General features: G+C 62.6%; 18 protein-coding genes. 8 read left to right on the top strand and 10 right to left on the bottom strand.

All coding sequences use genetic code 11. The features are described from left to right. Positions 1-67 precede the first annotated feature (67 nt). Genes JQ611_RS02875 through JQ611_RS02885 form a run of 3 tightly spaced genes read right to left on the bottom strand, consistent with a single transcriptional unit; the run spans position 68 to position 2,814 of the window. Complete coding sequence (locus JQ611_RS02875) at positions 68-1,285, bottom strand: ABC transporter substrate-binding protein (RefSeq protein WP_212388650.1); 1,218 nt, start codon at positions 1,283-1,285, stop codon at positions 68-70. A gap of 37 nt (positions 1,286-1,322) precedes the next feature. Beyond that, positions 1,323-2,066, bottom strand: coding sequence for an ABC transporter ATP-binding protein (locus JQ611_RS02880; protein WP_212264842.1), 744 nt, complete (start codon positions 2,064-2,066; stop codon positions 1,323-1,325). After that, positions 2,059-2,814 (bottom strand): ABC transporter ATP-binding protein, encoded by a 756-nt coding sequence (locus JQ611_RS02885; protein WP_192739607.1) that lies wholly within the window; start codon positions 2,812-2,814, stop codon positions 2,059-2,061. Before JQ611_RS02885 ends, JQ611_RS02880 begins: the two co-directional genes overlap by 8 nt. A gap of 371 nt (positions 2,815-3,185) precedes the next feature. Here JQ611_RS02885 and JQ611_RS02890 point away from each other — a divergent pair, with 371 nt between their 5' ends. Next, a complete protein-coding gene (locus JQ611_RS02890; protein ID WP_212388652.1) occupies positions 3,186-3,788 on the top strand; it encodes a PAS domain-containing protein in 603 nt (200 codons plus the stop codon). Between the two features lie 4 nt (positions 3,789-3,792). After that, positions 3,793-4,416 carry a hypothetical protein gene (locus JQ611_RS02895; protein WP_212464453.1) on the top strand — a complete coding sequence of 208 codons (624 nt, stop codon included), beginning with the start codon at positions 3,793-3,795 and terminating at the stop codon, positions 4,414-4,416. A gap of 30 nt (positions 4,417-4,446) precedes the next feature. Here JQ611_RS02895 and JQ611_RS02900 read toward each other — a convergent pair whose 3' ends face one another. Continuing rightward, complete coding sequence (locus tag JQ611_RS02900) at positions 4,447-4,815, bottom strand: ArsC family reductase (RefSeq protein ID WP_212388657.1); 369 nt, start codon at positions 4,813-4,815, stop codon at positions 4,447-4,449. A gap of 113 nt (positions 4,816-4,928) precedes the next feature. Here JQ611_RS02900 and JQ611_RS02905 point away from each other — a divergent pair, with 113 nt between their 5' ends. Together JQ611_RS02905 and JQ611_RS02910 are read left to right on the top strand one after the other, a co-directional pair. Further along, positions 4,929-5,087, top strand: a complete 159-nt coding sequence (locus JQ611_RS02905) for a DUF5993 family protein (protein WP_212207941.1) — start codon at positions 4,929-4,931, stop codon at positions 5,085-5,087. A 7-nt stretch (positions 5,088-5,094) separates the two neighbouring features. Beyond that, positions 5,095-5,652, top strand: a complete 558-nt coding sequence (locus JQ611_RS02910) for a disulfide bond formation protein B (protein ID WP_212388659.1) — start codon at positions 5,095-5,097, stop codon at positions 5,650-5,652. Here JQ611_RS02910 and JQ611_RS02915 read toward each other — a convergent pair. Then, entirely contained in the window at positions 5,649-6,353 is a 705-nt protein-coding gene (locus tag JQ611_RS02915) for a glutathione S-transferase family protein (RefSeq protein ID WP_212464454.1), read from the bottom strand. The two genes, JQ611_RS02910 and JQ611_RS02915, sit on opposite strands and share 4 nt — an antisense overlap. An 80-nt stretch (positions 6,354-6,433) precedes the next feature. On the opposite strand from JQ611_RS02915, the gene JQ611_RS02920 reads away from it, so the two are divergent. Next, positions 6,434-7,303 carry an SDR family oxidoreductase gene (locus JQ611_RS02920; RefSeq protein WP_212264850.1) on the top strand — a complete coding sequence of 290 codons (870 nt, stop codon included), beginning with the start codon at positions 6,434-6,436 and terminating at the stop codon, positions 7,301-7,303. Positions 7,304-7,321: 18 nt separating this feature from the next. After that, a complete protein-coding gene (locus tag JQ611_RS02925) occupies positions 7,322-7,954 on the top strand; it encodes an HAD hydrolase-like protein (RefSeq protein WP_212264851.1) in 633 nt (210 codons plus the stop codon). Between the two features lie 8 nt (positions 7,955-7,962). Here the strand turns inward: JQ611_RS02925 and JQ611_RS02930 are convergent, their stop codons facing one another. The 5 genes from JQ611_RS02930 to JQ611_RS02950 all read right to left on the bottom strand — a co-directional run bounded on the left by JQ611_RS02930 (position 7,963) and on the right by JQ611_RS02950 (position 13,467). Next, complete coding sequence (locus JQ611_RS02930; protein WP_212388665.1) at positions 7,963-8,643, bottom strand: GNAT family N-acetyltransferase; 681 nt, start codon at positions 8,641-8,643, stop codon at positions 7,963-7,965. A gap of 22 nt (positions 8,644-8,665) precedes the next feature. Then, complete coding sequence (locus JQ611_RS02935) at positions 8,666-10,381, bottom strand: dihydroxy-acid dehydratase (RefSeq protein WP_212264852.1); 1,716 nt, start codon at positions 10,379-10,381, stop codon at positions 8,666-8,668. 6 nt (positions 10,382-10,387) lie between these two features. Beyond that, the gene (locus JQ611_RS02940) at positions 10,388-11,722 is read right to left on the bottom strand and encodes an amidohydrolase (RefSeq protein ID WP_212464455.1); all 1,335 of its coding nucleotides are present in this window, start codon (positions 11,720-11,722) and stop codon (positions 10,388-10,390) included. 69 nt (positions 11,723-11,791) lie between these two features. Next, positions 11,792-12,142, bottom strand: a complete 351-nt coding sequence (locus JQ611_RS02945; protein WP_192739734.1) for a Lin0512 family protein — start codon at positions 12,140-12,142, stop codon at positions 11,792-11,794. Positions 12,143-12,282: 140 nt separating this feature from the next. Further along, positions 12,283-13,467, bottom strand: a complete 1,185-nt coding sequence (locus tag JQ611_RS02950; protein ID WP_212464456.1) for an aminotransferase class V-fold PLP-dependent enzyme — start codon at positions 13,465-13,467, stop codon at positions 12,283-12,285. A gap of 244 nt (positions 13,468-13,711) precedes the next feature. Here JQ611_RS02950 and JQ611_RS02955 point away from each other — a divergent pair, with 244 nt between their 5' ends. Together JQ611_RS02955 and JQ611_RS02960 are read left to right on the top strand one after the other, a co-directional pair. Next, positions 13,712-14,149, top strand: coding sequence for a VOC family protein (locus tag JQ611_RS02955; RefSeq protein WP_212388671.1), 438 nt, complete (start codon positions 13,712-13,714; stop codon positions 14,147-14,149). A gap of 178 nt (positions 14,150-14,327) precedes the next feature. Continuing rightward, positions 14,328-15,176, top strand: coding sequence for a helix-turn-helix domain-containing protein (locus tag JQ611_RS02960; protein WP_249132876.1), 849 nt, complete (start codon positions 14,328-14,330; stop codon positions 15,174-15,176). Positions 15,177-15,249: the final 73 nt, after the last annotated feature.

Genomic DNA, 15,249 nt, shown 5'->3' on the forward strand with positions numbered 1-15,249 from the left:
TGACGCGAAGGTATCGCGTAGTGACGCGAAGTGAAGCCCGCCGGCACGGTGCCGGCGGGCGATCGTCTTACTTCTTTACCAGCGGACAGGCGCTTTCCGAAAGCGGCCGGAAAGCCTGGTCGCCGGGGGTGGTCCCGATCAGCTTGTAATAGTCCCACGGCCCCTTGGATTCGGCCGGCTTCTTGACCTCAAACAGGTAGGCCGGATGAAGCTTGCGGCCGTCGGCGCGGATCGTGCCCTTGCCGAACAGCGGGTCGTCGGTCGGCGCCGCCTTCATTTTCTCGACGACCTTGATGCCGTCATGCGGATTGCCGCCCATCGCGTCGACCGTCTTGAAGTAGTGGATCAGACCGGAATAGACGCCGGCCTGCACCATGGACGGCATCGCCTTGTTCTTCATGCGCTCGGAGAAGCGCTTGGAAAACGCGCGGGTGTCGTCGTTGAGATCCCAGTAGAACGTCTCGGTGAAGCTCAGGCCCTGGGCTACCTTCAGACCGAGCGAGTGAACGTCGGTGATGAACAGCAGGAGACCGGCCAGCTTCTGGCCGCCAGCGACGATGCCGAATTCCGACGCCTGCTTGATGGTGTTGGTGGTATCGCCGCCGGCATTGGCCATGCCGACGATCTTGGCCTTGGAGGCCTGCGCCTGCAGCAGGAACGAGGAGAAGTCCGACGAATTCAGCGGATGCCTGACGGTGCCGATAATCTTGCCGCCCGATTTAGTCACGACCGCGGCGGTGTCGCGCTCCAGCGCGTGGCCGAACGCGTAATCCGCGGTCAGGAAGTACCAGGTATCGCCGCCGGCCTTCACCAGCGCCTGCCCGGTGCTGTTCGCCAGCATGTAGGTGTCGTAGACCCAGTGGATTGTGTTCGGCGAGCATTGGGCGTTGGTGAGGTCCGACGACGCCGCGCCGGTATTGATCATGATGGCGTTCTTTTCCTTCACCAAATTGTTGACCGCCAGCGCAACGCCGGAGTTCAGCACGTCCATGAAGATGTCGACCTTCTCGACGTCGATCCATTGGCGCGCGATGGTCGTGGCGATGTCGGGCTTGTTCTGGTGGTCGGCCGAGACCAGATCGATCTTCCAGCCCTTGGCCGCAAGCCCGGAATCCTCGATCGCCATCTGGGCGGCGAGCGTGGAGCCGGCGCCGCCGAGGTCGGAATAAAGACCGGAATTGTCGGTGAGGACGCCGATCTTGATGTTCTTGTCCTGCGCCAGCGCGCCGCTTGCGGCCAGCGTCAGCGCGGTACCGAAAAGAAGTGCCGAAATTTTCTGTTTCATATTTTCTCCCTGAATTTTGCTTGCCGAACTATACCGATCAGACGCCAAGATAAGTGTGGAGCTTGTCCATATTGGCCTGCAGTTCCGAATTCGCGAACCCGTCGATGACCTTGCCGTGCTCGACGATGTAGTAGCGATCCGCGACCGTCGCGGCGAAGCGGAAATTCTGCTCGACCAGCAAGATGGTGAAGCCTTCTGACTTCAGCCGCGCGATGGTGTGACCGATTTGCTGGATGATAACCGGTGCCAGACCTTCGGTCGGCTCGTCCAGCATCAGGAACCGCGCGCCGGTACGCAGGATTCTGGCGATCGCGAGCATCTGCTGCTCGCCGCCCGAAAGTTTGGTGCCCTGGCTGTTGAGCCGCTCCTTCAGGTTCGGAAACAGCTCGAAGATCTGATCGAGCGACAGGCCGCCGGGGCGCACGATCGGCGGCAGCAGCAGGTTTTCGCGAACGTCGAGGCTTGCGAAAATGCCGCGCTCCTCTGGGCAGAAGGCGACGCCCATCCGCGCGATCTTGTCGGACGCGGCGCGGGTAATGTCCTGATCGTTGAAGCGGATCGAACCGGTGCGCTTGCCGATGATCCCCATCACCGATTTCAGCGTGGTGGTCTTGCCGGCACCGTTGCGTCCGAGCAGCGTCACCACCTCGCCGGCATTCACATTGAAGTTGATGCCGTGAAGGATGTGGGATTCGCCGTACCAGGCCTCCAGGTTCTGAACCGAGAGAACCGGCGTGCCGGTCGTCTTTGCAGGGGCTTCCGCCATCTTTACCTCAGCCATGACCGGCCCCCAGATAGGCTTCCTTGACGCGCTCGTCCTTGGACAGATCGGCATAGTTGCCTTCCGCCAGCACCTGACCGCGCGTCAGTACCGTGATGATATCGGAAAGGTTCGCCACCACGGAGAGATTATGCTCGACCATCAGGATCGTGTGTTTCGCCGAGATGCTCTTGATGAGCGCCGCGATCTTGTCGATGTCCTCGTGGCCCATGCCGGCCATCGGTTCGTCGAGCAACATCATCTCCGGATCGAGCGCCAGCGTCGTTGCGATTTCGAGCGCGCGCTTGCGCCCATAGGGCATCTCGACCGCCGGTGTCGTGGCGAATTCGCTCAGGCCGACGTCGTTCAACAGCTCATGGGCACGATTGTTGAAGCGATCGAGCACGCTCTTGGAGCGCCAGAAATCGAATGAAGAACCATGCTGGCGCTGTAGCGCGACCCGAACATTCTCCAGCGCCGTGAGGTGCGGAAACACCGCCGAAATCTGGAACGAGCGCACCAGCCCGAGGCGGGCCACATCGGCCGGCGCCATCGCAGTGATGTCCTGCCCCTTGTACAGAATCTGGCCCGCCGAGGGCTTCAGAAACTTGGTCAGGAGATTGAAGCATGTCGTCTTGCCGGCGCCGTTCGGCCCGATCAACGCATGAATACTGCCGCGACGCACCTTGAGAGCAACGTCACGAACAGCGAAGAAACCCGCGAATTCCTTGGTCAATCCGTGGGTTTCGAGAATGATCTCATCGGCCAAACAAACTTCCCCCATCAGCCCGCTGCGAAGTCCCCTCGCGCGCGGCCAATTTTTCCCTTGTCGGGCAGGCTCTCCCGGACGCCTTGGAAACCGTCCCGGACCTGCCGCCTCCGGGCGGAATATGCCGTCAACGGCACGGATTAGGCAAGGCGGAAAGCTTGGCTAGGCCAAAGCATTAGTGCCGGTTCCAAATCCGCCCTTAGTCGAATTGCACGGCCTGCGCGAATGGCAGGGGGCCGGAGCGTTTTTCCGCCGTACCCGTGCACCGGAAAGCCGCCGTTAACGGTGTTTTGCTGCAATCGGGCCGTTTCATAGAATATTACCGCCCGGGGCAGATCATCTCGCGATTTAGTCAGGCAGGGATCGCGGCCGTGGATTTTGCAAGCGCCGACCCATCAATCGTCAAATCGATCAAGCAGCGCGATTTGCTGAACACCTGGCTGCGGCTTTTTGCCCGAGATCAGGCCGTGCCGCGCATGAACGAATTTCAACCGGCGCGGATCGAGGATGAACTTCCCGACCTTGTTTTTCTGGATGTCGATACCGGCGCTCAGCCGCCGCGCCTGGTGATCCAGAGCGACGGCACGCGGATGTCGAGCGCGTATGGCAATACCGGCAAGGGCCGCTATCTGGACGAGTATCTTGGCGCAAGGCTCGCACCGATCGTGATGCCGGTCTATTACGAATGCATCGCCCGCCGCCTGCCCGCGTACACCATCGCCAATATCGATGACATCTACGGGCGAATCGTTGCCTATGAGCGGCTGTTGCTGCCGTTCTCCGACGACGGCAACGTCACCCGCATCATCGCATCGCTAAAGACCATCAGCGAGGATGGCGGTTTCGAGATCAGGAATCTGATGCGCGGAAGCGACAAGCTGCCGGTGCCCAAGCTTCGCACCATCATCGACCGCGATCTTTTCCATCGCGCGCCCGGCCGCATTCCGTCCGGCGACGTGCTCGAATTCGGCTAGGGCAATGGAATTCGCAAGTGCCGATCCTTCGGTCGTGAGGTCGATCAAGCAGCGCGAGCTCCTGAATGCGTGGCTGCGCGCCGCAACCAGGCACGGGCCTCTTCCCCTCGTCGATGATTTCAATCCGAACCGCGTCGGCGACGAACTGCCCGACATGATGGGATTTGACGTCGAAGGCGAAGGCGACGGCGCGCGCTTCCTGATTACCCAGGCAGGCGCCAGATTAAGCGCCACTTACGGCAGCGACCATCTCAGCCCGGCTCAGCGCATCAATCGCTATCTTGACGACGCGCTCGGGCCTGAACGGTATGCCCGCGTGATTGCCCTGTATCGCGCTTGCCTGAAGCACAGGCGGCCGGCCTATTCGATTTCAACGGTGCAGGACGCCGACAACAAGGACGTGTCCTACGAGCGGCTGCTGATGCCGTTCGGCCGGGGCGATGCGGTCGAACAGATCGTGGGCTCCTACAAGAGCATCAGCATCGAGGGCGGCTTCAAGATCAACAACCTGATGGGCCTCCGGCCCAAAGCCGTTCCTGTGATCCTGGTCCGGGCCATCATCGATCGTGATTTCGTGCCGAGCACCGCGAGCCGGCAGCTGTCCGACGACGTCATCGAACTGGGCTAGGCCTCTAGCTCGACTAGGCCTCTAACTCGACTAAGCCTTGCGCTTGCCCTTCGACACCACTTCCTTGGCGTATATATCCGGCTTGAAGCCAACCAGCAATTTGCCGCCGAGATCGAGCACGGGCCGCTTGATCATCGACGGCTGCGCCAGCATCAGCGCCAGCGCCTTGCGCTCGTTCAGCCCTTCTTTGTCGCTATCCGGCAGTTTGCGGAAGGTCGTGCCGGCGCGGTTGAGCAGGGTTTCCCAGCCGAGTTCATCGGACCATTGCTTGAGCTTGTCCTTGGCGATTCCCGCGGTCTTGTAGTCGTGGAAGTCGTAGGCGGCGCCTTGGCTGTCGAGCCAGGCCCGGGCCTTCTTCATGGTGTCGCAGTTCTTGATGCCGTAGATGGTGATGGGCATTTCAATGCATTCCAGATTTGGCGCCATGCTGGCGGAGCGTCCGCAGGTTTTTATACAATGCAGATCAGCGAATCCATCATAGACTGACGTGTCACCCGCAGGTGAGGCCCCGCATGGAATTCACCCTTTTGTTTCTGGCAGCAAGCATCGTGATGCTGGTTGCCTGGCGCGGTTCTCGGGCCCTTGCGCTCGGCCTTTACGCCGCCGCCATGATCGCCTGCGTCGCAACCTATCTGCATCACGCAACCGATACGTTGAAACTGTCGTTCTGAGCCGCGCATGACCCAGACCCGCGCCATCACCCTGAATGCGCTCAGCCTCTACGCCGTCGCGCTGGTGTTGGCGGCGGCGTTCGCGGCGCAGCTCCTGCTGCACGAACTGCCCTGCCCGCTGTGCCTGCTGCAACGCATCCTGTTCGCAATGCTGGCGATCGGCCCGATCCTGAACATCCGCTTTGGGCCCCGCCCCAGCCATTATGCGCTGTCGCTATTGGCAGCGGTTGCCGGCGCGGTCGCCTCGACGCGGCAGGTGCTGCTGCACATCATGCCGGGAGATCCGGGCTATGGTTCGGCCTTGCTCGGCTATCACTATTACACCTGGGCCCTGATCGGCTTCATCGCTGCCATCGTTCTGCTCGCGGCGGCGCTGCTGTTCGACCGTCAGTTCGAAGATGATGGCGCTGCATTGCCGCCGACCGGCGGCCTGTTTGCGCAGGCCGCCGTCTGGCTCGTGATCGGGCTGACAGGTCTCAATGTGGTTTCGACCCTCCTTGAATGCGGTTTCGGCGCCTGCGCCGACAATCCGACCGTCTACGAACTGCTCAAGCGCTTCTCCTAAGGCCGCTTCGGAATATTCAGGCCGCGCTCCATGGCAGGCCGCGCGAGGCCGCGCTCCAGCCATGCCGGCACGTGTCTAAAACTATCGAACGCGACGAGTTCACGCGCACCATAGAAACCGATCAGGTTGCGCACCCAGCCGAGCATCGAAATATCGGCAATGGTATATTCATCGTCCATCACCCACTGCCGGTCATTGAGGTGCATCTCCAGCACCCCGAGCAGGCGCTTGGACTCGGCGACATAGCGCTCGAGCGGCCGCTTATCGGCAAATTCCTTGCCAACGAATTTATGGAAGAAGCCGACCTGGCCGAACATCGGTCCGATCCCGCCCATCTGGAAGTGCACCCATTGAATGGTCTGCCAGCGGCGCGCGGCGTCCGCCGGCAGCAGCTTGCCGGTCTTCTCGGCGAGGTATTGCAGGATCGCGCCGGACTCGAACAGACCAAGCGGCTTGCCGCCGGGTCCATCGGGATCGAGAATCGCGGGTATCTTGCCGTTCGGATTCAGCGACAGGAATTCCGGCGTCTTCTGGTCGTCCTTGTTGAAGTCGACCAGATGCACTTCGTAAGGCATCCCGATCTCTTCCAGCATGATCGAGATCTTGACGCCATTCGGCGTCGGGAGCGAATAAAGCTGAAGTTTTTCGGGATGTTTGGCGGGCCAGCGTTTTGTGATGGGAAAGCCGGAAAGGTCGGACATTGACACTCGTTCTTTGCTTGGTTGTTGTCAGGCGGGTAATGTACGAACCTTGCCGCGCTTAACAAGGGTTGGCGCCACCAATGACTGATCATCCGTCGCCGCCGAAGCTGGGCATGACAGACGCGGAGCTCGCGGTTCATCCGACTGTGTTCGCGGCGGATGCTCTCAAAAGTCAGGTCGTGCTGGTGTCGGGCGGCGCCGGCGGCATCGGGCGAGCGATCGCCTGGCTGTTTGCGCGGCTCGGCGCGCATGTCGCCGTGGTCGGGCGCGATCAGGGCAAGCTCGATGCGCTGGTGGCCGAAATGGCCGGACGCGGCCTGAAAGCATCGGCCCACACCGCCGACATCAGGGAGCCCGACGCAGTCGACGCCCTGTTCGACGCCGTCTGGGACGCCCATGGAAGGCTCGATATTCTCGTCAACAGCGCCGGCGGGCAGTTTCCGCAAGCCGCGATCGACTTTTCCGTGAAGGGCTGGAACACGGTCATCAACACCAACCTAAACGGCACCTGGTACATGATGCAGGCCGCCGCGCAACGCTGGCGTGACCGCAAGCATCCCGGCAGCATCGTCAATATCGTGGTGGTGACGACACACGGGCTCTACGGCATCGCGCATTCGGTCGCGGCGCGAGCCGGCGTGATCGGGCTGTCGCGCGCCGTCGCCGTCGAATGGGCGCCGCTGAACATCCGCGTCAATTGCGTGGCGCCCGGCGCGATCGAAACCGAGGGCTGGAACGTCTACACGCCGGAAGCCCGCGCCGCCTATCCGCGCTCGAACCCGATGATGCGCGCGGGGTCGCCCTGGGACATCGCGGAAGCCAGCGTCTACCTCGCCGCCCCATCCGGCAAATTCGTCACCGGCGAAACGCTGACGGTCGACGGCGGCGGTCAGCTCTGGGGTGAGACCTGGACCACCGGCAAGCCGGACTATTTCGGCGGCGACAGGTGATGTGCTAGTCGATCCCGCATGCCCCGCTATCGCCTCGCCATTTTCGATTTCGACGGCACGCTCGCCGACTCGCTTCCCTGGTTTCGAACCGTTTTTCACGACCTGATCACGAAGTTCGACCTCGCGCCCGTCAGCGCCGAGGAACTGGAGGGATTGCGCGGACGCTCGGGCCGCGAAATCATCGCCCGCCTCAACATGCCGATGTGGAAGCTTCCAGCCATCTCGCGCGACATACGGAGGCGCAAGCTTGCGGCCGCAAACCAGATATCGCTGTTCAACGGCGCCTCGCAACTGCTGGCCGACCTGCAGAGCCTCGGCATCCACACCGCGATCGTCAGCTCCGACAGCGAAGCATCGGTACGCCAGGTCCTCGGTCCTTCCGCGGCGCTGATCGAGCGCTTCGACTGCGGCGCCTCGCTCTTCGGCAAGCATCACAAATTCAAGCGCGTTGCGCGGCAGCTTGGAACAAGTGCTTCCGAAGTCCTCTGCATTGGCGACGAACTCCGCGATATCGAAGCCGCCAAGACCGCCGGGATGGATTCAGGCGCGGTGGCGTGGGGCTACGCCCTGCCCGCCGCGCTGCAGGCCGCCGGGCCGACGCATTTCTTCCAAACGTTGGAAGAGATCAAACAAGGGCTCACGATCGCCTGATTGAACCGTCACGCCTTTTTCTGCAGCACCGTCACATGCAGGCGGCGGCGGATTTCCATTCCCTGCCGCCGATACAGCGCGATGGCGGATTCATTGCTGGTAAACACATGCAGAAACGGAATTTCTCCCCGCGCCACAATCTGACTGGCCACTGCACCGAGCAACGCCTGCGCGTAGCCGCGGCCGCGATACGAGGGATGTACGCAGACGGCGGTCATCTCGGTGTAATTGCCGGGCTTCATGCGCTCGCCGGTCATCGCGACGAGCTGGCCATCGACCCGGATGCCGAGAAACGTTCCCAGTTCATGGGTTCGCGTACTGAAGGGACCGGGTTTTGTCAGCTCGACCAGCGCGATCATCTCGGGCACATCGGCGGCGCCGAGCGTGACGATGTCCACGCCGGGAAGCGAACTTTGCGCTGGTGTGCCGACCATCTGCTCTCCGGTCTCGGCAAGCAGGGTTTTGAAGTCATCCGGCACGCTGACCGCTTCTGACGTAAACAGCACAGCGATCTCGGTTCCGGACATCAACGCGCCAAGGGCTGCAAAGCTTTCGGGTGACATGTCCACCATGTCAGCGAATGGCGCGATCGTGAGCGGAAAGCGCCGCGCCACGGCACCGCCCTCCGCCAGCGCCTGCTGCCGGGTCGTTAGAGCGCTCCAGATGGGCTGATCGAGCGGATGGGTCATGGTTTTGCTGGCGCAAGTCCGCTCAAAGCACGCAGCCATAATGCGCCGACGACACCAGCCGGATATATTTGTCGTGCACCGAGCCGCGCCGCACCCGTGCCGCGTCAGGCGCGCGCCAGTCGGCCATGCGCCGGGCGATCTCCTCGGGCGACACGTCGAGGGTGACGGTGCGAGCGCCGGGATCGATCACGATGATATCGCCGTCGCGCACCGCCGCGATCGGCCCGCCACGCGCCGCTTCCGGCGAGACATGGCCGATCAGGATGCCGTGCGAGACGCCGGAGAAGCGCCCGTCGGTGATGAGCGCGACATCCTCACCGAGGCCCTGCCCCTGCAACTGGATCGTCAGCATTACCATTTCGGGCATGCCCGGCCCGCCGACCGGACCGACATTGCGCACCACGATCACATTGCCGGCCACGATCTCGCCGGCGCGGATCGCAGCCATCGTGGCAGCCTCGGACTCGAACACGCGGGCCGTGCCGCGAAATTGTCCGTTGTCGAGCGTCTTGCCCGACAGCTTGAGCAGGCAGCTTTCGGGCGCGAGATTACCCTTCAGGACACTGATATGGTTGTTCGGTGGCGCGACCGGATTGGACACCGGGGAAACAATTTCCTGCGGGCCGATCTGCTCCAGTGTCGGCACATCAGCGAGGTTTTCCGCCAGCGTCTTGCCGGTCACGGTCATGACGTCGCCATGCAGCAGGCCGTTGCGCAGCAGTTCCTTCATCACGACAGGCACGCCGCCGATCGCATGCAGGCTTCCCATCGCGAACGGTCCGTGCGGCTGCAGATTGGCCAGCAGCGGCACCCGCTCGCCGACCTGCTGGATGCGTTCGATCCCAACCGGCACCTGCGCCTCGCGCGCGACCGCGAGCAGGTGGAGATACATGTTGGTCGAACCGCCCATCGCGTAGACGGTCGTGATCGCGTTCTCGAAGGCACGCTCGGTCATGATGTCGCGCGGCCGGATGCCGGCCTCGATCAGCCGGTACAGCGCGTCGACCGAAGCACGGGCCTGCGCGCGGACGTCGGCATGGATATCGCTGCCGGCATGGTAGTCGGCGGGATGCGAGGCGCCGCGCGGCAGCATCATGCCGATCGCTTCCGCTATCGTGCTCATCGTGTTGGCGGTGAACATCGCACCGCAGGTCCCGCTGCCGGGCATCACGTTGCGTTCAATTTCAAGGAACTCTTCCGACGAGATGCGACCGGAATCGTTGGCCGCGCGCGCCTCGGCGTAATCCATCACCGTCAGATTGTTGCCCTTGGCGGCCCACGCCCCGAACGACACCCGGCCCGGCGAACTGGTGCCAGGATAGAGCACGAGACCGAAGGCATTGGTCCGCGCGAGCGGCATCAGGGCGGCAGCTCCTGTTTTGTCGCAGCCGGAGATCACGATCATGGCGTCGCCATGGTGCGCGTAGTGGCCGATCTCGAAGCAATCGGCGACGACGTCACGCGATGCCAGGCTGTAGCCCGCCGTCGGCGTGCCCTGCGTCAGCGCGTCCGACACCGCAGGCGCCCCCACGATCAGCCCCTGGCCGCCTCGTTCGGCGAGAAGTTCGACGAGCAAATCCGTAATGGTACGCACGCGATTGTTGCAGCGATGCGCGTTGGTATAGGCGCTCGCAATCGTCACGACGGCGCTGGTCTTCGCGGCGCGGTCCGGTTCGAAGCCGGCGGCACGCAATTCGACGCGGGCTTTCTTCCAGTAGGTGCTGCTGTCTTCAACCATTATTGTTTATTTGCCCCTTGCATGCTGATCGAACGCGCTGAGCACGGCGAGCGTCAACGCCGTGATGCCGGTCTGGATAGTCGGCTTCGGCACCGGCGCGAACAGCGGTGAATGATTGCCCGCCAGCGGCGTACCGGCCTTGTTTGCCGCCATCCATCGTTCAGGCTCGTAGACGCCGATATTGAACATCATCGACGGCACCCCGGCTCCGGCGAACTCGGAAAAATCCTCGCTTGTCGTGTTCGCCGGCGTCTGCCTCAATTTTTCGCCGAACGCCGCCTTGAGCACTTTCTCGGCGGTCGCGACCACGCCAGGATCGTTGATCACGGCCTTGGTGCCCTCCGCGATATTGATCTCCGGTGGCGGCGCATCCGACATCGCAGCGGCGGCCTTCGCCACCCGTTCGATACCCGCCACTAACTTGTTGCGCACCGCGGGCTTGAAGGTACGAATCGTCCCCAGCAGCGTTGCCTCATCCGGGATGATATTCCCGACCGTGCCGCTATGGATCGACCCAATGGTGACAATTGCGAATTCGGTCGGATCCTTTTCGCGGCTGATCACGCTCTGCACATCGACGATGAAGCGCGCCGCCATCATCACGGGATCGATCGTCAGCTGCGGCATCGCACCGTGACCGCCGCGGCCACGGAACTTGATATAGAGGCCGTCGACAGTGGATGAGCCGACACCGACGCGATAGTTGACATTGCCGTAGGGAACGCCGCCGGCATGCAGGGCAAAGGCGAAATCGGGCTTCTGAAATCGCGTGAACAGGCCGTCATCCAGCATGGCCTTCGCGCCTTGCACGATTTCCTCGGCCGGCTGCGCGATGAACATCAGCGTGCCCTTCCACTGGTCCTTCAGGCCTACCAGTGTCTTGGCCGTTCCGACCCAGTTCGCCATGTGGATGTCGTGGCCGCAGCTATGCGCGACGAACGTCTCCCGGCCGTTCCAGGTGGTCTTTTCGCGACTCGCATAGTCGAGGCCGGTCTTCTCCTCCATCGGCAGCGCATCGAGCTCGGTGCGCACCAGAATGGTGGGGCCGTCACCGTTCTTGTAGATCGCAACCAGCCCGGTCCTGCCGACCTTCTCGGCGACCTCAAAACCAAGCGCGCGCATCTCGGCGGCGAGTTTTGCCGCGGTCTTTACCTCCTGAAAGGCGAGCTCAGGATGGGCATGGAGGTCCTTGTAGAGCGCATCGAGTTTTGGATAGTCCGCCTCGAACGATTTTTCGATTGCGGCCTTGAGCGCGGGAACGTCCAACTCGGCATGTGCGGGCCAGAGCGGGAGGGCGCAGAGCGCCGCGGACACGAGCAAGGATTTGACAGAGTGCTTCATGGCGGTGACGCTCCCTTGTTTCCCCGGTGTTGTTCTTATCGGCAGCTTGGACGACGGCTTGTTGGGTGTCTAGCCGGTTTTACCGTCGTCAAAGCTCACGATCACGGCAGCGTTGGCGATCAGGATAGGATCGTTGCCCAGATCGGACGGGATCTCGAGCCCGCCCGCGATCGCCTTCACGGTCTTGGTGCCATATGGCAATTCCTTGGCGACCGCCGCGGTATCCACCGCCTCGGGGTTCGGCACGGCGATGGTGACATCGACGTACATATCGTTAGCGGTCTTGCCCAGCATCCGGAAGAAGCCGAGGCTGGAATGGCGGATCGCGTCCGAGACCGCGCGCTTCGCGGCCTTGGTGGCGTCGCGGCCATGAACATCAACGCCCATGCCCATTTCGGTAATACAGCGCACGCGTGCCATCAGGTTTTTGCTTTCGTTGGAGTGCGGGGGATATCAGTCTTGGCGCAGAGTTTCGCGCCATGGCGGTCCGAACGCAAGCGGCCGACCGAAAGCGACCAAGCAATCCGCTCCTTCTTGACGCGGCGGGATGCGCAAACTGATCACTGGCGATCCCTGAGCTTCCGAACAGCCGTCGTCAGACGATCGATTTCGTCCTCCGTATTATAATAGTGAGGCGAGGCGCGCACGATCGAAGGTAATGCGCGCCGCTTCGCGTCGAGCAGCGTGCTCGCAGGGTCCGACGTGCTGACATTGATCCCCGCGCCGGCCAGATGCGTCTTCACCGCATCGGCCCCAAAGCCAGGGACGGAGAATGTCACGATCGCCGCCGGATGCGGTCCGAGGTCATGGACCGTTACATCCGGAATCTGGCCAAGCCCGGTGCGCAGCAGGCCGGCCAACGTCCGGCAACGCGCGGCAATCGGCTCGATTCCGATCGCTTGCGCATAGTCCACCGCGACACCGAGCCCTAATCTTGCGGCGTAGTTGTTCTCCCAGGTCTCGAAGCGACGGGCGTCAGGCCGAAGCTGGTAGCGATCGGGCGCCACCCACGGCGCTCCAAAATGATCGATCATCGGTGGCTCGAGCTTGCCCAGCAGTTCGCGACGCACATACAGGAATCCCGTCCCGCGCGGACCGCGCAAGAACTTGCGTCCAGTCGCCGAAAGCATGTCGCAGCCAAGCGCCGCTACGTCGACTGGCATCTGTCCGACGGCCTGACACGCGTCGAGCAGATAGGGAATCCCGTGCGCCCGTGCGATGCGGCCGACGTCAGCCGCAGGATTCACCAGGCCGCCATTCGTCGGCACCCAGGTGATCGCGATCAGACGCACGCGCTCGTCGAGCATCCGCTCCAGCGCTTCCGCGTCCAGCACGCCATTTGCGTCATCGGGGATGATCTCGATCACCGCCCCCGTGCGCTTGGCGACCTGCAGAAACGCAACGTAGTTTGCCGCGTATTCGGCCCGCGCGGTCAGGATACGATCGCCCGCGCGCAGTGGCAGGGCGTAAAAGGCCATTTGCCACGCCACAGTGGCATTTTCGGTCAGCGCGATCTCATCCCTGGCGGCGCCGATCAGACCGGCAACACTGTCGTAGACGCCGTCAAGGCGTGGTGCAGCCTCGGCGGCCGCCTCGTACCCCCCGATCTCGGCCTCTCGCCTGAGGTAGTCTGTCATCACCTGCAGCACCGGCAAGGGCATCAGGCCGGCGCCGGCATTGTTGAGGTGGACACGGCTGACAACACCGGGCGTCTCAGCGCGAAGGCGTTCAAGATCAATGGACATGAGCAATCCGGTTTCAGACGAACCGAGGAAGCCTACCAGACCAGCCCTGCCCCCGGAGGGGTGGATTGGGCGTTGCGAAAAAAGAAACAGACCGTGTCGGAATCCTGTGCCCTCGTTCGTCCACCCGATGAGCCCACGCCGACGACGGCCCAATAATCCTCGCTGATCTGCCTGCCTGCCCGGACCACCCTCTCTCTCCAAGCACCGAGCCTGCCCATCACCCCGACCAACAAGGACATCCGTCATGACTTCCATCACGCCGTTCCTCTGGTTTGACAACAACGTCCCCGCGGCCGTCGCGTTCTACAAATCGGTGTTTCCCAACGCCAAGGTCGAGGTCGTCAATGATTTCATGGCGAGTTTCGAACTCGAGGGGCAGAAGTTCAACGCCCTCAATGGCGGCCCCAAATACAGGTTCAACGAGGCGGTCTCCTTCTTCATCAGCGTCGAGACCCAGGAAGAGGTGGACTATTTCTGGAGCAGACTGACCGCCGATGGCGGCGAGGAATCGCAATGCGGATGGCTGAAGGACAAATTCGGCCTGTCCTGGCAGGTTGTGCCCACGGCGCTGGGCCGATACCTCGGCGATCCCGATCGCAACAAGGCCGATCGCGCCATGCAGGCCATGATGAAGATGCGAAAGATCGTTATTGCCGATCTGGAAAAGGCATTTGCCGGCTGATCCCTGACACCGCAAGTTGATCAAGGTGACAACGGGCCCGGGCGCGCTAATACGTGCCCGGGCCCATCCATAGATACGGGCGGGATGAATGCTGCCGCGGCGGAGGGGGTTGTGATATGATATCGGCCGCATTTCGGAGGATATCGACCTGCTTACCCGTGCCGACCGCCTGACCTCGTTGCCGGAGAACGTGCTGAGCCTGGCGGTCGCGCAGCGCGCGTGGAACGGCGTGAGCGTCGAAATCAGCGAATATCACTGCGCCGGCCACGTGGTTCATCCGCTCCGCCACCAGACCGAAACCCGCCTCAGCGTGGTGCTGGAAGAGGTCGGAGGCCGCTGCGAACCACGCCTGCGCGAGGACCAGCCCTGCCCGATCGCCTATATGCCCCGGCACATGCACTTCGCGCCCGCCGGCATGGAAATGTGGGGCAGCGCCGACGCGCGCATTGTGAAAGACGCCACCCTGAGCTTCGACCTTGCGGTATTGGGTGAGCGGCTGGCCACCGGCTTCAACGCCGATGCGAGTACTGCGCCGCGGTTGCGCTTTGCTGATGATCGAATATGGACCCTGGTCAGGCTGCTGTCCGACGCGGTGAACGATCCCGATCCGTCGGCGCAACTCTATGGCGATGGGTTGGTCGCGGCGATCGCGGCGCGGCTGTTCGCCGATCCACCTGCACCGGGCGCGGATGCCAAGGGGTTGGCACCCCACCAGCTTCAGCGCGTCATCGAATATCTTAACGCGCATTTGCCGGGGCGTGTTGAACTTGCGCGTCTGGCAGAGCTGGCGGGCCTGTCGCAGTCGCAGTTCAGCCGGGCGTTCAAGGCTTCGACCGGGATGGCGCCCTACCGCTGGCAGCTCGACGCCCGCATCCGGCGCGCGCAGGCGCTGCTAATCGATACCAGCGCTTCGCTCGACGACGTGGCTGAAGCCACCGGTTTTGCCGACGCGGTACATTTCGGGCGCACCTTCCGGAAACTCACCGGCGCGACACCGGCGGCGTGGCGATACGACCGAAAAAACTGAGCCCATAGCAGTTTTGAACTGCCGGCAGCAGAATCGAACAGTGCCTTTCCCACACGGCAGAATAAATAGTCGC

Source organism: Bradyrhizobium sp. AUGA SZCCT0182, from assembly GCF_018130185.1.
GTDB lineage: Bacteria > Pseudomonadota > Alphaproteobacteria > Rhizobiales > Xanthobacteraceae > Bradyrhizobium.